The sequence below is a fragment of the Halorussus rarus genome, assembly GCF_003369835.1.
GTDB classification, from domain to species: Archaea; Halobacteriota; Halobacteria; order Halobacteriales; family Haladaptataceae; genus Halorussus; species Halorussus rarus.
Map to the genome: position 1 here is coordinate 1,088,800 of NZ_QPMJ01000001.1, position 22,241 is coordinate 1,111,040.

The window sequence follows — 22,241 nt, forward strand, 5'->3', positions numbered from 1 at the left end:
AATTATAAGACACGCCGAATACTTGCTCGTTGTATGTCATCGCGGGCGGGAATCCCGATACAGCGTACTGCCGTCCCGTCCGTTTCGTGGCAGTACGCGACCCTCTGATATCCATGTCCACGACACACGGTCAACCTGGTCTCTCGTCGGATCAACGCTCAACCATCCGAAGCACTATCCTCAGCACTCGCCACACGCTCGAAGACGAACTTCGCCGCCAGCTCGAAAAATACGGTATCTACGAGGACAAGCGTCTCCCCCTTGAAGACCTCTCTCACTTGTCCACAGAAGAACGCCACACTCGACGAACGCTGGATGCTGCCATCGAACGGGAACTCGAATCTACGGAAGGCGATCTGGAGCGGTCAATCACTAATTACGTCCGCGAAGCAACGAAGACCTACCTCAACCGGTTTGTCGCGCTGAAGACCATCGAGGTTCGCGGCCTCGTCGAGGAAACCATCACCGAGCGTCCGGAGTACGGCAACCGGTCGTACATGCACCACACCGTGGCCGAAATCGCTGGCGAACTCACAAACGCACCTGATGACGGCTTCGATGCCGCCCTTGATCTTGCGTATCAGGAGATCGGGGCGGAGATTCGAATGATCTTCGAGGAATCCGAACACACCGCTATCGACCTCGACGCGCAGGTTCGAGAACAGGTTCTCGACGAACTGGACGCAATCGATGACGATGCCTGGGAAAGCGACGAGGCACTGGGCTGGGTATACCAGTACTTCGGTGAGGAAGAACGTGAAGAGATCGACGACCGGGTTGATGAAGAGAACTACAAGATCGCAGGAACAGACATCGCCACGAAGACCCAGCTGTTTACCCCCCGGTACATCGTCGAGTGGATGGTCGATAACTCACTGGGCCGGACGTGGCTCGAAATGCAAGGCGAACGGACGAATATCGACGACGAGGGCAACTGCTTCTATCTTGCACCGTTAGAAGACTCTCTGACTGATCGTGAGTCGAAACCGGTCGAAGAGATCACCGTGCTCGACCCAGCTTGCGGGAGCGGTCATATGCTGTTCTATGCGTTCGACGTTCTTTACCAGATGTATCTGGAGGAGGGTGAAATCCCTGAAGAGTACATCCCACGTGAGATTCTTCGGAACAATCTCCATGGGATCGATATCGACTCCGGTGCAGTCCAGATCGCGGCGTTATCACTGTACCTGAAGGCGAAAGAGCACTCTCCTGACGTGGAAATACCGCAGTTGAACGTCGTGAGTGCAGACGCAGTCCTCATCAATGGCGAGCGGAAGGCAAAGGTCCTTGATCGTGCAGATTCAGATCTAGAGCAAGAAATACTCGAACAAATTTGGCAAAGTTTCGATGATATCCGTGAACTCGGGAGTCTCGTTCAGGTGGAGGACCGGATCGACGAACTGCTTGATGAGTACCGCGAGGAGCTTGAATTGGGCGGACAGACACAGATCACAAACCAGGGTGAACTAACAGGACAATCGACGTTCGTCTCCGGCGGGGAGGAACATTCGTGGGATACGCTGAGAGAGGATCTTTTAGAGAAGACTCGTGAGATCGCCCGCAATGGGTTGGAACAGGACGATCCCGTTGAGGAGATGTTCGCCAACGAGGTCGGGAAGACGGTGGAATTGCTCGATTTGCTGGTTGACGAGTACGACGTTGTTGTATCGAATCCACCCTATCTTAGTGATCGAAAGATGTCTAATGAAGTGAAGGAATTCCTGAAGTCCGGATATATTTCTCACCAGAACCTCTATTCAGCATTTATCGAGAGAAATACCAAATTCCTTGCAGGCAATGGACTCTCGGCGATGATTACTCCTGAAGGATTTATGTTCCAGTACGATTTCAGGTCCCTCAGGCCATATCTTCTCGAAAATATGGCGATACTCGATACAGTTCATCTGTCGAGATACGGATTCGCGCAGCAGAAGGATGTCTACACGGCTGCGTATGTGATGAGAAATCAATCTGAAGATAGTACAACAACTAGCCGGTTCTTCAGAATGACACATGAGCAGGAAGAGTATGACACATATGAAAAGAAGGAACAAAAACTACCAGAGTTGATCAAAACTCAACGAAACCAAAAGTCCCACCCAGACGTGTTCGTCGTTGATCAGTCTACATTCTTCGATCTACCACGGACACCTTTTGTATATCGATTTGGCGACGAGATCTTGTCTGCAATCTCTCAACACGATTCAGTTGAAGAGGTCTCAGAGGCTGTGCTTGAAGGTCTAAGCACGGGGGATGATGACCGGTTCCTCCGGTCATGGTGGGAAATCGATTCAGAGGATATCGGCCCTGAAGAGAGATACCGATCCATTGCAATGGGTGGCGACCCAATGGAATATTTCGATTCGCCAGAAATGGTAGTCGATTGGGGTGATAAGGGAAAAGAACTTAGAAATTTCGAGGGGAGCCACCTCCGAAATGAAGGATATTATGGGAAAGAAGGAATCCACTTCCGCAAATTTGGGAACTACTTTACTGTCAGGAAGCACGAATCAGGTTGGTTCTTCACACCGACGGCCCGTTTGATCAAAACTAGTAGTACCGAAGCAGATTTCACTGTTATGGCTATGCTCTGCTCGTCGATGAATAGGTACATTTTGAACGTTCTCAACCCACAAATACATTTCAATATATCTGCTGTTGAGTCTGTTCCAGCCGAACTATCCAAAGAAACACAGCGTCAGGTAACGGATTACGCCAAACGAGGTTTGGACGAGAGAAAAACACAGCAGTCATTGAAAGAGACAAAACTAGAGTTTGACCCCGATAAATTTTATGATAATCTTGAGTCATTGATATATGAACGTGAACGAATGGAGTCTCTTGTTCAAATACACCACGGGATGATAGACAACGAAATATTCCGTGATTATGAACTTAGCGAGGACACAGTTGAGCTAATCTATGATGAGGTTCCGAAAAACCTCGCTCGCCTCCCGATTGCAGACGTCAATTATACCACACAACCCGACGTCGAAATAGGCAGTAAGCAGAAGATCGACGACCTCCCTTCGTTAATTAAATCTTCAGACGGAGAGGATTTGCGAGAAATTTCTGAAGACATAGATGTGTCCCCTATCTCAGTCGCAGAAATCAGACACGAGGAAGGATTGTACGCGTCTGAAGTAGAAGAAGGGTGGGGAGGGGACATCGTTTCGTTTGTTGTTGGAGTCCTGTTTGGAAGGTGGGAAATCAACGCTGAATTCGATACATTGCAAGATGAGCTATTAGTCTTCTCGTCGGACACTCACCTTGGCAAGGTTCAGGAGGCGTTGAACCAGTGTGATGACCAGATGAGCGCTCAGAGCCTCAACACCCTTCTCGGTCAAGATCCTGTTGAGTGGTTCAGAAACCGTTTTTTCCGCCACCACCACTGCAAGGAATACCGTCGCCGAGGCCAGCGAATCCCCATCTACTGGCAACTAGAAAGCCCAGAGGGTGCGTTTAGTTGTTATGTCTACTACCACGGGATTGATGAGACCACACTGCCGAAACTTCGGGGGCAGTACATCGATCCTAGGGTTGAAGAATTGGAGAATGAACGCGACACACTCCAAGCACAGACAAGCGGCGAGAATCCAGATCCGGAGCTCCTTGATCGCCTAGAAACTGTTGAGGAGGGTCTGTCCGACATTCGTGAGTTCGGCGATATGATCGATCAAATGATTGATGACGGGGTTACAGTTGATACTGAGAGAGGTATCTGGGAGAATATCAAAGAGTGGGACCAGTACGAACTCCTCGAAACCGGACTCCCGAAACTAAAATCGAGCTATTCGAGGTGATTTGACATGGGAGATCTCGCGGACAGCATTATCACGGAACTCCGGCAAAAGTTCGATCGACACCCGGTCTGGGTGTGGTATGACGCCCAAGAGAAGTACAAGGGCGTCCTCGACGAGGTCGAAGTGGCCCTCGACGGCGTCACGCTCGCACGATACGATGGCAGCTACTTCGAACTGAAGCGCCGCCTCTACGAAGAGGATCCGAACTACGAGAAGGACTGGCTGTTCTACATTCCCGAGTCGCGAAACGATGCCGAGTGGTTCCGCGACGTCCACTCACTCGGGCGACAGTACCGCGTCGGCCAGGACATCGACGACACGCCCGTGACGCAGTTCCTCGTCGAGCACGACGAAGAGATCCCTGACGCGTACGAGGACTGGGGACAGAACCGCGAGGTTCAGCGCCTGGCCTTCTTCTGCGTTCTCTTCGACACCGCTGGCCCGGCAACCGACGACTGGGTCCGTGCCTACCTCTCGAATCCGGAAGAGTACCGTGAGACGATCGAAGAAAACGCGATGGCCGACGCCTGGGACGCCCAACTCCGAGAGGAATACGGTGTCACCGCGGGACTCGATCCGAAAGAGCTAGCGACCCAGCTCCTCTTTGGCGAAGTGGCCAGTCGGGCACCGACATCCCGGTACGACGAACTCGCGGCTGACGACACCCGCGCTGCTGCGGCATTTTGTGACGAGTGGCAACAATACGCCCCTGCCGAGTTCACACGCTATGCGCAGAAGATCGCGGAGGAATACGACCTTGCGAAGGCCGTCATCGACTCCGACCGCATTCACTGGGACGCGACCGCGTTCAAGGGAATCGACATGGGCCTCATCCGGCTGGTGATGAAACGACTTGCCGAAGAGACCTACGCAGACCTCCCCGATATCGCGGCAGATTTGCAGCAGACAGTCACTGAGAGACAGGACAGCTTCTGGAGCAACGAGGACCTTGTCGATTGGTCAGTCCCAGTCCTGGCGGTCGAAACCCTCCAGCATATCGGAACTATCGACGCCGACGAAGCTAAGACGCTCTCATCGGTGGAACTCGCCCAGAAGTACACGAGTGACGATGGATGGTGGCAAGTCGATGCGGCCTATCGGCAGTATATCAATGCCACCCAGGAGGCTACCTTCCCATATCCGAACGAAACCACGGTGAAGGAGCGGGTCACTCAACACTACATGTCCTTCCTCCAAGGAGTGAACCGCCCGCTTGCGGACATTCTGAGTGACGACCCGACCCTCGGGACACCCCAGACTTCGTTCTACGATGAGTTCGCGGACCTTGACAACGGGACGGCGATCATCATCTGTGACGGGCTTCGCTACGAACTCGCCGAAGCGATCAAACAGAACCTCGGACGGCGGACGGACTTCGAGCAAGACCTGAGCGCAGTCAGCGCGGCTCTCCCCTCGATCACCGAAGTTGGGATGGCCGCACACCTACCTGGAGAACTCGGCCTCTCTCTCGAAGATGATGACCTCGTCGTGACCAGTGGCGGTGAGGAGATGACCGGAAAGTCAGACCGCGTCGACAGACTCAGCGCCGCAGGCTTCGAGGTGGTAGATATGGACGAGGTGAGCAGCATCTCGTTGGAGAACCTGACGGAGTCTGACCCTGTCCCAAGAGTCGTCTACTCCGGAACGATAGACAAACTCGGTGAGAATCTCGACGACGACGCAGCCTTCAGCCAGGTGGACTCCCACGTTGACGACGTCGAACGGACTGTCCAGCGACTAAAGCAGGCCGGATACACTCGGTTCGTCATCACGAGCGACCACGGGTTCCTCTACACGGATCGGTTGTCCGACGACCTCAAAGTCGAATCACCCGACCTTGCTCCGGTCGTCAAACGACGATTCGCAGCCGCTGACAGCGATGCTCCACTCGTCGATACGGGCGAATTCATCGAAGTCGATTCCGATGCGCTGTCTGATCTCGGCATCAACGCTCCCGAACTCAAGCTGCTCTTCCCTCGAAGTGTTGCCTGTTTCAAGGCTCAGGGTGGGAACATGCAGTACTTCCACGGTGGGATTTCGCTCCAAGAACTCCTCGTTCCGTGCCTCACGGTGACCACCGGCGAGATAGAAGAAAGCGCGTCGATCAGTTATGACGTCTCGATCCCCGACCCGATCACGAACTCGATAATCTCCATTGAGATTGAGGCCAAGAGTGGACAAGTGGCATTCGACCCAGCACCGATACTAGAGATCCGTGCGAACATCGATGACGAGGCGGTGGCGGACCCCGTAACGATGGAAATCTCTCCGGGGACCAATAGCGAACGTATTCGTCTCAAACAGGGGGCAATCTCTGGAGAGAGCTCGGTCCAGTTCGAAGTTATTGACACCGACACCCGAGAAACGATCACGCGGAAAACGGTGGAACTTGATCTACTCTTTGGAGACGATGATATGGGATTTGACGTGTAACCTACAATCCCCTTGCATGTGTTAGAATAGATACCATTATATCCTGCCACCAGTCAATGATTGCTGAGAGTATGGATATAGGTACTACTAAATGAAAGGATGAAAAGCTAAAAATAGTGATCAGGGAGTTCCCCTGTAAGCAAAGGGCATAAGAATGTGGTGTTCCCACATTTTGTAGGCCCTGAGCCGGCTTCTAACTAAACGGATAGCGGTTAGTATGTGCTCGCTGTCAGTATTGTTGTGTATTAGCGATAGCGCTTGAATCCTCAACCGAAGAGACTCTGCCGCCCGTATCTGAACTGAAGCCAATAGATGAGTATCGGTAACCGGTATTGGTGTTCCGCCTGGGATGACCGACACCAATATGCCCCCGGCTCTGTTTCTTGAATATAATGACTACTGAGGACGTCGATCAGAAAGCTCTCGACGTCTTTCCCGGACGCGTCGTCCGGAAGGATCTTGTTCAAGATATCAAGTCGGGAGTAAACGTCCCCACCTATGTTCTCGAATACCTCATCGGACAATACTGTGCCACAGACGATGAGGAATCGCTTGAGGAGGGGCTCGAAAAAGTCAAACAGATTCTGTCGAAGCACTACGTTCGCCCTGATGAGGCCGAGTACGTCAAAAGCGAAGTACGTGAACGTGGTCGATACCGAGTCATCGACAAAGTAACCGTCAGACTCGACGAGCAGCAGGACGCCTACATCGGCTCGTTCGTCAACCTCGGGCTCAACGACGTCGAAATTAACGAACACCTCGTCAGCAAGCACCCGAAGCTTCTGGGCGGCGGTGTCTGGGCCATCATCGATCTGGAATACCTTCCCGACAACGCGAATAGTCCCAAGAGCCTGTTCGGCATCGACTCGTTCAAACCGATACAGGTATCGAATCTTGACCTGGACCAGTTGAAAGACCGTCGACAAGAATTCACGCGTGACGAGTGGATGGACCTTCTCCTCCAGAGCGTCGGGTACGACCCTACCGCGTTCAGCGACCGCGAGAAACTGCTATTTTTGACTCGGTGTCTTCCCCTCGTCGAATCCAACTACAATTACGTCGAGCTGGGCCCCCGCGGAACTGGGAAGAGTTATTTATATCGGGAAATCAGCCCGCACTCGATTCTCATCTCGGGTGGAAAAACCACCGTTGCGAAGCTCTTTCTGAACCTCAACACGGGGCGGATTGGACTCGTTGGCCGTTGGGATGTCGTTGCATTCGACGAAGTCGGTGGCCTCCAGTTCAGCGACTCTGAAGCGGTCCAGATGCTCAAAGACTACATGGAGTCTGGAAGCTTCTCTCGCGGCACTGAAGAACTCACAGCGCAGGCCTCGATGGTCTACGTCGGAAACATCGATCTGGATGTCGAAGGCGTTCTCAAGAGCTCCCACCTCTTCGAGCCGTTCCCAGAAGATATGCAGGACCTCGCTCTCATCGATCGCTTCCACTACTATCTCCCTGGCTGGGAAGTCCCGAAGATGCGCTCCGAATTCTTCGGCGACCAGTTCGGATTCATTGTGGATTACTTCGCCGAGTTTGTGCGCGAACTGCGGAAGGAATCTTACGGTGATGCGATCAACGAGGAGTTCGCGTTCGGAGACCACCTGAACCAACGAGACGAAAGGGCCGTCCGGAAGACGGTATCTGGCCTGATCAAACTACTCCATCCGCATGGGGAATACACGAAAGAGGAACTCCGCGAATATCTTGAATTCGCTATGGAGGGGCGACGTCGTGTCAAGGAGCAGTTGAAACGGATGGGTGGAATGGAGTATCGGGCAGTCGAATTCTCCTATCTGGACTTAGAAACGAAAGAAGAACTCTACGTTCAGGTTCCCGAGGAGGCCGATGAGGCGCTTATTCCGCCCGGTACACAGCAAGCAGGTACTGTCTACACCATCGGCGAAAGCGAAGGTCGTCACGCTCCGTTCCGTATCGAAACTCAAACGCTTCCCGGTTCCGGGAAGACGAACATCTCTGGAACCCCGGGGAAAAAGATGAAAGAGTCGTTCGAGACTGCGTGCGACTACCTTCAGGCGAATATGCGAGAACTCCGCCGCGATGAGACGCTGGATGAGTACAATATCAATGTACAGGTACTCAATCCAGCAGACGCGAGCGAAGGTGGTGAGACAAGTGTCGGATTACTTGTTGGGATCGTCTCCGGCATTCTCGACCGACCGGTCCGCCCACAAGCCGTAGTACTAGGTGCTATGAGTTTGATGGGAGAACTGGTTGCCGTGAGTTCATTAGTGGATAAACTCCAGTTAGCCGCTGATTCAGGAGCAAAGACGGTGTTACTCCCCGCGAAAAATAAAGAGGACCTAGCGAAGATACCCGATGAGCTCTTGGATCAACTTCAACTCGTATTTTACACCAATCCGCTTGATGCAGCTAGTAAAGCGATAGAGTTGGAGTAATCTCGCAGAACGGGTGCGTAGTTATTCGTCTAATTCCCAAAGAAGGGAATTTCCGACTTTTTTGCTTCTAATCTCCCCATCCTCTTCGATCGATTTTAATTTCAGATAGGCGGTTCGGCGATCACAGCCAACATAATCCGAAATATCTGTAGTTCCACTTGGTCCGAGTTCTGCTAAGGCTTCCAGAAAATCCTGGTGAGGGTATTCCTCAGTAAACTTCCCACTTTTTTCGTCCCGGTCCCGGTCGCCCATAGTACTGGTGTGAGTGCCATTTCACATATGACTGCTGGATGACTCTCCATTAGTCGAGTGTCCAAAGGTTTATACCATTAGTCGAGTGTCCAAAGGTTTATACCATTAGACGAGCGACTAATGGATGTGAACTCAGCCGTTGGGCACTGATCGACAGAAGTGCCCGGGTGTTGCAGCACCCAGGCTGGGTTCCGAATACCGTCCGAGAACCCATGAAGAAATTAAATCCAGAAACACAAGAAGGCGACGACAGATCGCTAATTGAAGAAATAAATCAAATAAATTATATTTCGCTCGGGGAAGGGGCCGCGACGTGTCAAGCGTGCGGATCTCCTCTTCACGAGGGGGATTCGGTTGTTGCGTACGTGTTTCGCCCGGCTGGAGAGCTGCTTTTTCAGACTGGTTACGTGGTTTGCGGTGACGACGAACACGAACTTCCGAAGGAGTACCCGTTGGGTGTGCGGGAGTTGCTCGTCGAGGGGCGTGTTGGGTGGTGTTCGGATGGGGCGACGCAGTCGTCGTGGCCGGTGTTGCTTGCGCCTGAAGTGGTCGGTGTGAGCGCGGCAGCGACGAAGTCACTACGTCTGATTCCGGATGGTGGTAGCACGGGGTCGAACGTTGCCTCCGGTGTTGAGGAGCGGGAGTCCGCCAAGGCATCGGAGAAGGTGTCTGTTGGTGAGACGCGTCGTCGAGCTGACGGAGCGGATGGTGACGTGGTTCGCGGATTGTTCTGGGGTGAGCAGCGATGACGTCGGGCCTCGTGGATTCGCATCTTGATGTCGAGTTGGATGTGCCGCGGTCGGTGGAGGAGATGTTGCTGCCGGATGTGTACGTTGGGCTCGAAATCGACCTGCTGTCTCCAGGGGACGGCATCGTCACGGATCGGCATCATGCGTCGGCGGATCGGTATGAGTCGGATGATCCGATGAATCAGATTGAAGGACAGATAAGCCCATTCACCCTGTCAGGCTGGCTGCGACACGGGTGTGAGGAGGTCGTCCAGGTCGCTGGTGCGACGGCGTGTCACCCTGGTGAACCGAATGCGGACTACATGCGTGCGGAGACGTATGAGCGTGACTTGGAGTCCGGGTACCACGAGAAGGGAACTTGTCTGGATGAATACGATGATGGGTGTGTCGTCTACGACTTGTTCGGTGGGTTCGGTGCGCAGCCGGGGAAGTTGCTGCGCCGTCCGGTGTCGTTCTCCCCGATTCGGAGACAGGTGGATGTCCTGGACGGAGAGGCGGAAGCGCACTACCGACAGATCTCGAACCAAGTGCGGTCGCGGAACGAGGAGGACGGTGGGCAGCCGCTCCGCCAGGCGGATCGTGATGTGCTCGGGAACGTCGAGGGAACGTGGAAGTTGACGCTCCGGGAACTGAAGCCGGAGTTCGTCGGGTTACTCTTGGAAGCTGTGTCGTTCCTTGATGCGCATAGTGACCAGTTCGAGTTCCAGCTCGGCGGCGCACGGAATTTTGGGGCTGGTATCGCTGATGTGTGGGTGATAAATCCGCTGTACAGCGACCAGGAGGTGCGTCGCGTGTTTGACCGTGCGAAGGCGGTGACGTCTGCGATGGAGGAGAAGGATGAGGTGTGGCGGTCGGAGTGCCGGCCGGAGTTCGTCAGGGCGTTGCAGGCGCGGGTTGCGCAGCGTGATGGTGATGTGTCGTTCCCTGGTGCTGGTGACGGGGCAGGGGGTGGTTCGGCATGACTAGTGGGCGTGATGGTCGGGATGCGGGCGATGATGATTCGGGAAAGATGGATCAGGACGGTGCGGAACTGGACAAATTAGCCGAGCCAGCGACTGGTCTGCGGACTGCTCAAGAACGGGCGGCATCGAAGGAGTCGATTGTTGCGTCTGGTGGTGGGGAGGCGGGTGCTGCGAGTGATGGGTCCTCAGCGACTGGTGGCTCTGATACTGACGGTCTCGATGAGTTGATGGAGCCGTCGACGGGGCTCCGCACAGCCCAGGAACAAGAGACGGAGACATCGACTGGTGATGAGGATGGTGAAGCTGGCCGGGCGGGTGATCGGGGTGCGTGATGCGATTTCGGATTCTGACGTAGAGGGTGACGCCGATGCGGTGGACCCGTTGGTGGCGGCGTATCGGCACGATGTGCATAAGCTGCGGGCGCGGGCGCATAGTCATGCAGTGGATTGGGTTGACGGTGTGCGGGTGAATGAGCCGGTGCCGGACGGGGCGGACGGGGATGCGGCGTTGTTGAGTCGGCCGCGCGGTGACCCGGAGCAGACGTTGGATGCGCACGGGTCGTGGCGGCGCGTGTCGCTGCTGACCGGGGAGGTCGTATCGAGTGATTCGGTTGAGTCGCTGGACGGGCTGCTCGTGGCAGATGACGCCGAGGAGTTGCACGCGACGTGGTTGTCGGCGTCATTGCCGGCCGGGTTCAATGAGTCGCCGTACTACCCGTACACGTCGGTGAAGTACCACACGCTCTTGACGGCGGTGCTGTTGGATAATTACCGGGGAGGTCACGAGTTCGGCGACCTGTTCCTCGCAGTTGAGGCTCCGGACACGGAGTCTGTAACCCCGCATCGAACAGTACTCTCGACGGGTGGGGTATCGTTGGCTGTGACTGGGGAGCCGGGGGATCGGCCGGCAGCGCGGTTGGGTGACGCGCCAGCACGGTCGTTCGCAGACACGTGGGCGCGGCTCCCGGCGCTCCCGTTTGACGTGGCCGGGTCACGTCGGTGGCGCGTGCTGGATTCGCAGTTGCGGCGGATCCGTTCGTGGTCGGTGGCGCTACAGTTTATCGAGGACTACGTCGCGGCGTTCGCACCGGCGCAGTGCGCTGGGCATGGTCGCCGTGGCCGTCGAGGTGGAGGTGAGGGTCGGTGACGCGGCTCCAACAGGTTCTCTTCGAGTTGGAGTCGCCGTACTCCGGGCATCCGTATTTCGTGTCGGGTAACGCCGTGTTCAATGCGGTGGCGCGGCGTGTCGGTGCTGCGACGCGTGGGGCACTGCATGTGAGTCACGGCGTGTTTCTCCCGGGTGAGTACGGTGAGTACCCGGCAGGCGCGTCGCAGGATGGGTATGCGGGGAAGCTCGGGTTGTCGTTGCCGGACGTGGAGTCGTACGAGGACTTGTTCGTGTTTCGGGACGCGGCGCAGCGGTGGCTTCTGGATTCACGGCCGCGGGATGCGCATAACGTACACCCGTTGCAAACTCATGGTGGCCGTGTTGCGTTCGACGATTCGTGTTGGTTCGGGCGGCCGGCGGAGATGCGGGATCACCGCCGGTCCGTGTCGTGGTTCCTGCACTGCTACTTGCACGCCGGGCGTGACGGTGTCGTACCGGTCGCGGAGGATGTACTGGAGGGGATTCGTGTTGGTGGGTGGCGGAATTACGGGTTCGGGGATGTGTCCGTGGTGGAGACACAACTCGTGGATCTCGATGCGTTGGATTACGCTGGGGTGCGAGGGGCTGACGAGTTGCAGTTGGAGCTTGTGACGCCGTTCGTGCTGGTGAGTGAGGCTCCGAACGCGGATTCGCAGTCGGTGCCGTGGTGGTGGGACGTACCTACTGGCGGGTTGCGTCGCGGTGAAACGCGCCTCGTGAACGGTGACGAGTCGTACGCTGTGGCGACGGTTGATCACGGGCAGGTCGTCGAGTACGTCGGAGATGACGCGGGGAGAACGGCGAAGAACGGTGTGACGCGGGTTGGAACGCATTCTCGGTTCGGGTTCGGGGAGTTTCGGCTGCGCCCGAGTGACGCGGACCGGGTGCCGGAGCGTGCGGCGGCCGCGTCGGACGGAGGTGGTGTGTGATGGTGTTGGAGCAAGTGGCGTTCGATATTGAGACGACCGGGTTCGATGTTGATGACGAGGTGACGACGGTTGGGTTTGCGGTGCCGATGGGTGTACGCGTGTTCCTGCAGACTGGCGAGCGGGACGCGTCGGGTATTGAGTCGCGTGTTGACTCAGCAGTGCCGGAGACGCTCGTGCGAGTATCTACGCACGCGTCTGAACGTGAGTTGCTGGTCGCGGTATCGGAGTTCGTTGCCGAGCGGTTCCGTGATGGTGACGTGTTGCTCGTGGCGTACAATGGGGAGCGGTGGAACGGCGGGTTCGATCTACCGTTCCTGCGAACGCGGTACGCGAAGTGCGAGTTGGCGTGGCCGTTCGATGTGCCGTACGCGGACGTGATGCCGCTCGTCACCGACCGGTTCAACACGACTGTTGATGGTGGCGAGAACGGTGATCTCGTGACGGCGTACGACGTGTTGTGCGACGGATCGCACGGTGATCTCGACCCGTTCACGGACAGCAAAGAGGCTGTGACATCGTTCGAGGACGGGCGGTTTGCGGAGCTCGTGTTGCATAACGTGGCGGATGTGCTGCGGACACGGGCGCTCGGCCGCGTTGCGGAGCGGTACTGTTCGAAATCCGAGTTCAAAGTGAAGTCGCTGACGCCGACGAGGTCGATCTGAGATGCAGGTGGATCGAGTCCTACGTGGGGTTCGCAGTAGGTGGGTTCGTGACTGGGTGGTGCCGCCGGATGCACTGTGAGCGGTACGCGGCGGCGACACGGGTACGACGAGCTGCGAATTGAAGCGATACTCCACGACTTCCCGTTCAAGCGGTGTGAACAGTTGCAGAACCGACCACTGGAAATCAGCGAATGACAGAAACAGAGTCACACAATCACGACGACGCGACGAGGATGAGCGAATCGAGCGGTGAACGAACGGAGCGGTTGACGCCTGAGGAGTGCCACGAGACGGTTGATCCGAAGACGCGGGAAGCGGTGCTTGACGAGTACGCCCATCGCTGCCAGGTCTGCGGGCGACGCGGACCGGAGAAAGGCGGGTTAGCGACGCTGCATGTCCACCATATCGAACGCGACCCGGACGGGATGGGTGAGCATGATATGGAGAATCTGACGTTGCTGTGCCGGTCGTGCCACAGTTGGTTCCATCAACAGAGCACGCCTGACGACGCGCCCGTCGAGATCACGGAGGAAGACCAGAGCGTGTTGCTTCCGCAGGACATCGAGATCCTACGGTTCTTAGCAGATGCGGGTCCGGCGCGAACGGGTGATATTGCGTCCGGGGTGCCGACTGACTTGACGGTGTCAGCGGTTCGTGAGCGGTTGTGGGTGCTGATGGGACTCGATAACTTGGTCGAAGCCCGCGACCGGCAGATCGTCGATAAGGACGTCGAGACCGGGGAATGGGGACTCACCGAACAGATCGAGAACTCCGCTCGCGGGCACATCCCGGACGACCCACAACTGTTGCTCCAGCGGATGGAGGACGAGAAAGTCCGACAGGCACTCGACCGCGGGTGTGATCGCAGTGACGTCATCAACGTGTTCGATGTCTCGCGGCGGACGACGTTCAACAAGCAGAAGCGAGCCTGTGCGTACGACTTCCCGTTGGCCGCGTTCAACCGCGGGGGACGGCCGACCGACAGCGAGCGGTCGGAACGCAGTCCGGGCACGACCGACACAGTAGAGGACGACGGTGATGAACAGCAGCGACTTGACGCAGTCCCCGAACAGGACACAGACTCGTTGGGCCGGACAGAAACGTGGGGGACGACTGAGACCGCCCCCGAAGCGCGGCCCTCGAATGAGAGCGTGGAGGGTACTGATCAAGCGGTGAGTGAGAACGGTTCCGAGGAGGAGTTGCGTGTGCACCTACAGCAAGCAATTGAGGCGCTACAGGAAGTGAACTCGGAGTTGTAGGGGTATATAGGGGTTCTGGAATGCGGAGGTGTCGGGGACTCTTTCAAAACAACACGCTCCATCAAATCTAAATGTGTCTGTTAAAGAAAGACTACTATTGATGAGTTCATTATGTTCCTTCGTGATCTATGTTGTTGCTCAACGGAAGGCTGGTGGTACTCATTTGAGTCATTCTAATAGACTTCAACTCTCGATTCCATCACCGAAGGAATTCACTGGACTTACACCTGACAGCGAAACGACTGTTGAAGAGCCCGCTTCTCGAATCGGTGCTACGGCGCAAACAAGCGACTGACTCAGAGATACATGCCCGGAATTCCCCCAAATCACCCACAAACGCCGCGTGAAGCAAGAGAGCTCGTAGAGAAACGCCGGCAGACTCTCCTAGAGGGATACGAGAGTGACAACGAGGTCATTCAGGATCTCTTCCATAATTACGACCGGGATGTCAAGCGGGACCTTGACACTCCAGCACAGGTGATTCCTGAGCTGTTGCAGAATGCTGATGACGTAAAGGAGTGTGAGACAGTCGAGATCCTAATCTCAGAAGATGAACTCGTTGTTCGGAACGATGGCCGACCACTTCTGGAAGATGAGTTCGAAGCCATATGTCACATCGGACAGAGTACAAAGCAGGAGCCGGGGTATATTGGCCACTTTGGCCGTGGGTTCAAGTCTGTTTTCAGCGTCTCGGATCACCCGCAGGTTCGTTCGGGATTCCTACGCTTCGGCTTCAAACGAGACCGATGCGTTCTACCCCTACATCTCGTAGATGAGACGGCCGTTGATGAGATTAAGTACGCACCTGCGACCGAGGTTAGGTTGCCTTTCACTGACCTTTCGGAGTATGATCGGTCACAGCTCATGGGGCAGATTGAGTCTCTCCCTCGATTGATGCCGTATCTCCGGAACGTCTCGAAAATCAGTGTCGTTGATCACGGCGAACGGACGACCTATCGACGGGAAGAAACGACCAGGGGAGAGCTTACTGAGGTTGAGATTTACAAGAATGAAATTCTCTATGAGAGACGTCATATTTTCGGTATTGAGGAGGTACCACCGGAGGCTGAATTTTCCGAGCTAGTCAAGCATCGTGCTTTAGAAAACGAGGAGGAGTTCCGAGATGAACCGGTGCCGATCAAGATTTCGTTTCCCGTAGATGAGGATGGCAATCCAATCTCTGGAGACGAACCCAGTCGGCTGTTCAATTTTTTCCCCACAGAAACGGAACTGGATATTCCGTTCGATATTCAAGCCGATTTTCTTCTTGACTCTGACCGTTCAAGCCTGCATAATACCAAGAGCCCGTACAACCAGTGGATTTTCGGCCTCGTAAGTGCAGTCTATGAAAAGGCAGTTGAATATTATTTAGAGCGGGATTCACCCACAACCACTTTTTTGGAACTTGTTCCAACTCGAAGAACACTTGATTCCCATCTTAAACGCATTCAGGAAGATATCTTGGATGTCCTGAGGGAGCACGAATGCATTCTAGGTCAGGATGGGGAATACCACCTCCCAGAGCAGATCATTGTGCCCGATTCCCGACTGGAAGGGCTGCTCTCTGAGTCAGATGTTCAAGAACTGTTCGGAGAGGCTACCAATTATCCTGCAGACTCGCTGACGCAGCGGTGTCTCAATGATCTCGTCGGGTTGGGTTTGATTGATGAGCTTACGATTGCCAGTCTTGCCCAAGTTGAGCAGGATAGTAATGTTTACCGCGAAAAGTCAACTTCCGAGTTGTTACGTTTGGCTGCCCTTTTCAACGAATTGTGGGAAGACACATATCGGGATAAACGATCTTACAACGATGAACGGAGAGAGTTCCTTAGTGCAGTTAAGCAAATTCCGCTGGTTCCACTCCAAACCGGTGCTGTAGTCAGCAGTAACGACACGGACTCGGATCCGGTTCTTCCGCCCGATAGCGGGGGAGACGAGTATGAGATTTTCACTGATCGGATTACACTAGTAGACCTGACTTTTGACGAGTCGGATGGCAATGGTAAGGTTGAGGATCACAAAGCAGTCGCAGCTGATGCTCGATCCTTTTTTGAGAACGCACTAGAGCTCTCGGTCGTTGAAGATGACTACATCATCACCGAGGTAATCGCAGAAGCTTTCAAAAATCCAAGCGCCGAGACTGATTCGACGTTGGATGCATTTCTAGAGTTTGTTATCAGTGACAAACACCGACGGAAGGTTGCGCGTAAGAAGAACGCAATTCGACTGAGGGTCAAATCGTCCAGCAGCGACGAGTCAGTATATAAAAAGCCATCCGAGCTCTATCTCCCAAAGGCCTATGGCTTGGACTACGATCTGGAGATACTTCTTGAGGATATCGACTCTGCACAGTTCGTGACACCATCATACCGGGAGTTAGGGAACTCGCTGTCACCGTGGTCGAGTTTCTTGACGAAGGCGGGGGTGAGAGACAAACTCGAAGTAACGGAGGAAGGTGCGAAAACTCGTGAAAGATTCCGTGATAAGGACGATTTAGAGACGGAACTTGAGTCGTGTGGTGACAGATCGACTAATATTCCGCAAGCACCGAGACACTCGGGGGATACCTACGATACGTGGCTGAGGGGGTATCGGTACGCGCTCTCGGATTACGAAATCAGCGACACATTCGAAGACTTGCTGGACATCATCCCAGAGAAAGGGAGAGAATCGGGAGCACAGGCGTGGGAGCTGGCAACGATGCTTGCGTCGTGCTGGGACTACTACGAGGATCGTCTGAATAAGGAACTCTACTACACAGCCCAGTATGGGAAAGGAAATCCGTTCCGCACCAAATCTCAGGGGACACAATGCCCGTCCAAATTCGCTAATCGGATTCGAAACACAGCATGGTGTCCAACAAAAACAGGGACAATAAGCCCCCCATCAGTGTTGCTGGTTGAGATACCTCGAACACAGGGACAACCTGACGGGCGGTATCTCAATAATGATCTCCCGTTTTCGGAAGCGAATTATAATGGTCTGAATATCAGCACCCGGTTAGATCCGTCGTCTGTCTTGAAATTACTCACACAGGCCCCCACGGTCTGGAGTGATGGAGAACCGAGTGAAATACGAACTGCAGTTAACGATCAGCTTGATCAGTTCAAAGCTGGTCTGGCCGATTGTTCGGACGACGAGGCTGAAAGGTTGCTCTCGGAACTCCGGAAGGCTCCGTTTCTATACGTCGAGGCAGCCGAGACACAATTCCGAACGTCGACACAAGTGGTGCTTGAGGGGATCAGTCTCGGTGACCAATTTGTCTCAATATCAACGCTCTACACTCGTCACCACCAATTCCTGCAAGAGAGGGTCGGCGTACAGAGGCGGGTAGGAATAGAAGACTGTCTAGACTTCCTGGCCGGCCACTCCGGTACGGAGTTCACCGACGAGGAATCGAAAGCGTGGAACCAGACTCTTCGAGAACTGTTGAATGAATTTGATGAGTTGAGTGAGCATGAATTCCGTGATTTAGCTGTACTGAGGCGACTCAGCGAAGAGGCTGTCGTACCTACCTCCTCGGGAACAACAGGGCCACTCACCGAGATCGATTTTTATTGCTATGACGAGGGGCTTCTGGAGGCGACAGAACAAGAGATCGGTCACCGAGTAATTCAACAACCCGAGTCACAAAACCTGACACAGAAGCGGCTGATCCCTCTGTGGGAGGTTCTTGGGCTGGAAAATCTTCGAGCTGCCGTGGAACTTGATCTTGCCGATGCCGCTACTTTAGAACCGGCGGATGAGTGGGACAGGGTTGTTGACGATGACCGACTCCGGAAGCTATTGACAGTCTCTCAAAGTTTTTTAGAGACGACCAATGGGAATCGAGACGACGAACTAAACGAGCTTACGACGCTCAGCCGGTATCACGTCGAACAGCATAATGAGTTACAGGGATACTATACGCTAAACAAACAGAATATCTCCAAGCGGCTTCCTTTGCAATCCTACATAGACCACACTAACACACGGATTCTCAGAGCATCCGGGGCCGAATCGTACTACGACATGGCAACGAAGATAGCAGATGAACTGCAACTTCCTTTAGACCAACATCGAGAACTCAGGTCGTTATTATCGGGGGCAGTCGGAGCAGAATCAGACTTTCTTGAGGCCTATCTCGACGATCACGACATCACTCTCGTTTGGTTCACTGACTATTCGACTGAGGAAGTCGAAACGGCCACACAAGAAAAAGAGACAGACACCAGGACGAAACCCTCCGGTTCAGAATTGAGTGAGTCGGTTACGAAGTCTGAGTCTGATGAAATAGCTGCCACTGCCAACGAACCGCCCGAAAGAGACTCGAAAACAGCCACTGTCGAGGGTTCCGGGGAGGCTAACTCATCGCATGGATCCGTAGAAGCCTCGGACCCGCCTTCAGATTCGGAGCCAGCATCGGTCGAGCCCGAAACGCCGGGCCAGTCACCGTCGATGGACTCAGACACTTCTTCCCGGTCTCCAGTGGGAGACAGTTCCTCTGGTAGGCGCTCGACAGCAGACTCGAATTCCAACTCTTCCGAAGCGATCTCCTCAAATCAGGAATCGAGGGACAGACATAATAGCGGGGCTCGGAATACGGACCCTCAGTCATCCACATTCGAATCGGAGGTTTCGCCGTCTTCGATAGGTAGTCGAACCGCTATTGAAAACAAACCGGATTCACGAAATCGTTCCCAGGGTGAAGGGAGTAAATCCCGACGAGGCACTGGGAGCGGTGGTGGAGGCGGCGGTGGCGGATCTGCCGCTTGGGAAGCTGGGCTATGGGGTGAAGAGTTTGTGCTAACATCGCTGGTCGATGAGCTCCGGACTGCACTCGCTGAGGAGCAGTGCACAGTGACGTGGTTCTGGGATCCCACGTTTCTGGAACTTCCCGAGCATGCGCACGACTCCGACGGTCTTGAATCGCAATCACGGCTGTCAATGGACCGCTACGGGGCTACCGTGCCCGGAGTCGAAATCACAGGCCCTGATTGGACAGTTCGTGTTCTGCATATACGAGATACTAGCCTTGGTGCCGATATTTTGATTGAAGGCGCAGACTTCAGGATATCAAACGAGGCGAACAACTTATTGGCTCAGATTCAGCCTTCCGAAAATGCCGAAATATGGATTGAGGTGAAGTCGTCAGTCGGCACCATGGATGGATTCAATTTAACAATCCCAGAGTATGGCCGGGCACGAGAGCAGCAAGATGACTACTGTATCGTCACGGTCTGTCAGGTTGGGACACCACATGTGTACATTGACCAGCGATTCACGAACTTAGCCGCTATGTCGGACAAGGGTGAAATCACTATCCAAAAGAATGGTGAGCTCCGGATAGACTACTGACTGCTATCCAGCAGCCTTGTTTGATGCGAACCTTCCTTCTCTAAGCAATCATAGAGATGACGAGGCATAGCCTCTGGTGGGGGAAGGCAAGGATAATCTAATTGGGGAACAGGACGCGCGGGAGCAACAGATCAATCCGCCAATCCAACACAAAGTTAATGTCTTTCAGGCATATATCTGGTATTGATTATGTTCAAAGGGCATTTTGAATCGTCGGGGGCGAGTATCGAGTACGGTGCTGCTGGCTGTCTTTTCCCCGTCGATGACCTGGATGCGACGGTGCTCCAGTACCGAGATGCCCAACTCGCGCTCGACGACGTCGATGGTTCAGACGTCATCGTCGTCGCCCCGACGAGTCTTGCAACCAGTTACTTCCTCACCCAGCACACGCTCACCGCAATGCCCGTCGACAGTCTCTCCACTGCAGTTCAGACCCAACTCGCCAACGAGCTTGACGATTCCTTAGACACGTTCGAGCTCATCCAGATCGGCAAGTGGAACCGAGACAGTCCAAACCACTCGCTTACTGAATTCACAAACGCCTGAACCCGATCTGCAGACGCACAGAACCCAAGAGGCCCTACCACACGACTCCCAATGACTGAGACACTCGCCGACGAGTACCCGGAAGCTGCCCCGTACATCCAGCAAGCTGTCGACGAACACGGCGAAGACTGGGTGCTGGAGAATTACTACCAGCAACTCTACCCACTCGGGAGACTCATGAAGATGCCCGAAAAGGACGAACTCCCGTTCTACGACGCGGACGAGCACGACACGATGACCGAAGAGGAACGGACCGAAATGTACCAGGCGTGGGCTGGGTACCGGGAGAACCTCCGTACCGGAACGAAACCTGGCGAGTGACTGCTACCCTACATTTTTCGCAGCGGTAGTCGTTGGTGACGTATGGATTTGGATCGGGCGCGTGGTGCGTTACTTGGATTAGCGTGTGGGGATGCGCTTGGCCGGCCAGCCGAGTTTACGTCTGCGTCGGGGATCTCCGCTGAGTACGGACGGCTTGACGAGATGGTCGGGCACGGCACGTGGAACCAACCGGCTGGGACGATCACGGACGACACCGAACAGGCGCTGTGTATTGCTCGAAGTCTCGTCGAACACCAAGCGTTCGATCCGGCGGATGTCGCTGATCGGTTCGTCGCGTGGTACGACAGTGGCCCGTTCGATATTGGAGGAATGACGAGGCGGTCGCTTACCCGGCTCAAACGCGGCGACGCGTGGGACGAGGCAGGTCAGCACGTGTGGGAGAACAGTCCGGAAGGGCAAAACGCGGGGAATGGGAGTGTAATGCGGTGTCCGCCGCTCGCCATCCCGTACGCGACGGACTGGGACCGACTCGCCGAAGTGAGCCGGAAGTCCTCGCAGATCACGCACGCTGACCCGCGCTGTACCGACGGCTGTGCGATTCTGAATCTCACGATAGCTGGTCTGCTTGAAGACGCGGACAGACCGTTGCAGGATGCCCTCGATGATGTTGGGTCGGACGCGCCTGATGAGCTTGTGACGGCACTCCGACCGCTTGCGCGTGGCGACTCGCCCGATACGTTGGAAACGTCGGGGTACGTTGTGCATTCGCTGCAGACGGCACTCCACGATGGGTTATTCGCGGACAGTGCCGAGGAAGCGATTGTGACGGCGGTGAATCGTGGCGGTGATACGGATACGATTGGGGCGATTGCTGGTGCAGTCGCTGGGGCGCGGTTCGGAGCGTCACAGCTTCCGGATCGATGGTTGGGTGCTATCGATGAGGTCGACGAACTCGAAGGACTGGCAACCCAGCTTACCAACGTAGGGTAACTCAGGGGAAATGTGTTGGCCAGGCTCTGGATGCGGTGTGTTTTAATTCGGTCTGTCACCTACGCTGATATGATGACTGCCTGCGTCTATTACCATCATCCCGAGGATTCTCAGTATTCTCTCGCATATGTTACTCAGGACAGGGATGAGATAACGACGCCTGGGCAAGATGCAATTATCGGCTGGAGTCGTTTCGCATCTCCTCTTCCAAGGCAGTGAGTTCTGCGTCGAGTTTAGACTCGTCCACCTGTACCGGTGTCTTGTTCTCTTCATCCTTGGCAGAATCGCCGATTGGACGTCTAAGCAGTCGGTCTAACTGATTGAGGCTGGCAATGAAGCGCCGGAACTCCTCAACGTCCATACTGGAAGGCATGTGCCCTATTGACAAAAACGTCGGTATCGGTTGCTGGCGGAGCAACTTGCGTTGGTATGATACAGGTGATGGAAGGAACACTCCTGTTTTGTGTCGGT

At 54.9% G+C, this 22,241-nt stretch carries 14 protein-coding genes; 12 read left to right on the forward strand and 2 right to left on the reverse strand.

Annotated elements, in window-relative coordinates; genetic code table 11:
- Positions 1–86 precede the first annotated feature (86 nt).
- The 3 genes from pglX to brxL all read left to right on the forward strand — a co-directional run bounded on the left by pglX (position 87) and on the right by brxL (position 8,656).
- Complete coding sequence (pglX, locus tag DVR07_RS05385) at positions 87–3,803, forward strand: BREX-1 system adenine-specific DNA-methyltransferase PglX (protein WP_162829432.1); 3,717 nt, start codon at positions 87–89, stop codon at positions 3,801–3,803.
- A gap of 6 nt (positions 3,804–3,809) precedes the next feature.
- Complete coding sequence (locus tag DVR07_RS05390; RefSeq protein ID WP_115795725.1) at positions 3,810–6,236, forward strand: PglZ domain-containing protein; 2,427 nt, start codon at positions 3,810–3,812, stop codon at positions 6,234–6,236.
- A gap of 392 nt (positions 6,237–6,628) precedes the next feature.
- Positions 6,629–8,656, forward strand: coding sequence for a protease Lon-related BREX system protein BrxL (gene brxL / locus DVR07_RS05395; protein WP_115795726.1), 2,028 nt, complete (start codon positions 6,629–6,631; stop codon positions 8,654–8,656).
- Between the two features lie 21 nt (positions 8,657–8,677).
- On the opposite strand, the gene DVR07_RS05400 is transcribed toward brxL, so the two are convergent.
- Positions 8,678–8,908, reverse strand: a complete 231-nt coding sequence (locus tag DVR07_RS05400; RefSeq protein ID WP_115795727.1) for a transcriptional regulator — start codon at positions 8,906–8,908, stop codon at positions 8,678–8,680.
- Positions 8,909–9,653: 745 nt separating this feature from the next.
- On the opposite strand from DVR07_RS05400, the gene DVR07_RS05410 reads away from it, so the two are divergent.
- From DVR07_RS05410 to DVR07_RS05450, 9 genes are all read left to right on the forward strand, one after another.
- Positions 9,654–10,619, forward strand: coding sequence for a hypothetical protein (locus DVR07_RS05410; protein ID WP_115795729.1), 966 nt, complete (start codon positions 9,654–9,656; stop codon positions 10,617–10,619).
- Between the two features lie 288 nt (positions 10,620–10,907).
- On the forward strand, positions 10,908–11,765 hold the full coding sequence (locus DVR07_RS05415; protein WP_205410971.1) for a hypothetical protein: 858 nt from the start codon (positions 10,908–10,910) through the stop codon (positions 11,763–11,765).
- Positions 11,762–12,694, forward strand: a complete 933-nt coding sequence (locus DVR07_RS05420; RefSeq protein ID WP_115795730.1) for a hypothetical protein — start codon at positions 11,762–11,764, stop codon at positions 12,692–12,694. Before DVR07_RS05415 ends, DVR07_RS05420 begins: the two co-directional genes overlap by 4 nt.
- Positions 12,694–13,356 carry a 3'-5' exonuclease gene (locus DVR07_RS05425; RefSeq protein ID WP_115795731.1) on the forward strand — a complete coding sequence of 221 codons (663 nt, stop codon included), beginning with the start codon at positions 12,694–12,696 and terminating at the stop codon, positions 13,354–13,356. Before DVR07_RS05420 ends, DVR07_RS05425 begins: the two co-directional genes overlap by 1 nt.
- A 233-nt stretch (positions 13,357–13,589) precedes the next feature.
- The gene (locus DVR07_RS05430; RefSeq protein WP_394338814.1) at positions 13,590–14,615 is read left to right on the forward strand and encodes an HNH endonuclease; all 1,026 of its coding nucleotides are present in this window, start codon (positions 13,590–13,592) and stop codon (positions 14,613–14,615) included.
- Between the two features lie 306 nt (positions 14,616–14,921).
- Entirely contained in the window at positions 14,922–19,952 is a 5,031-nt protein-coding gene (locus DVR07_RS05435) for a sacsin N-terminal ATP-binding-like domain-containing protein (protein ID WP_115795733.1), read from the forward strand.
- A gap of 189 nt (positions 19,953–20,141) precedes the next feature.
- On the forward strand, positions 20,142–20,498 hold the full coding sequence (locus DVR07_RS05440) for a hypothetical protein (RefSeq protein ID WP_115795734.1): 357 nt from the start codon (positions 20,142–20,144) through the stop codon (positions 20,496–20,498).
- Positions 20,499–20,549: 51 nt separating this feature from the next.
- Positions 20,550–20,819 carry a hypothetical protein gene (locus DVR07_RS05445; protein WP_115795735.1) on the forward strand — a complete coding sequence of 90 codons (270 nt, stop codon included), beginning with the start codon at positions 20,550–20,552 and terminating at the stop codon, positions 20,817–20,819.
- Between the two features lie 42 nt (positions 20,820–20,861).
- Positions 20,862–21,770 carry an ADP-ribosylglycohydrolase family protein gene (locus DVR07_RS05450; protein WP_115795736.1) on the forward strand — a complete coding sequence of 303 codons (909 nt, stop codon included), beginning with the start codon at positions 20,862–20,864 and terminating at the stop codon, positions 21,768–21,770.
- Positions 21,771–21,945: 175 nt separating this feature from the next.
- On the opposite strand, the gene DVR07_RS21360 is transcribed toward DVR07_RS05450, so the two are convergent.
- Complete coding sequence (locus DVR07_RS21360) at positions 21,946–22,131, reverse strand: hypothetical protein (RefSeq protein WP_162829377.1); 186 nt, start codon at positions 22,129–22,131, stop codon at positions 21,946–21,948.
- Between the last annotated feature and the right edge of the window lie 110 nt (positions 22,132–22,241).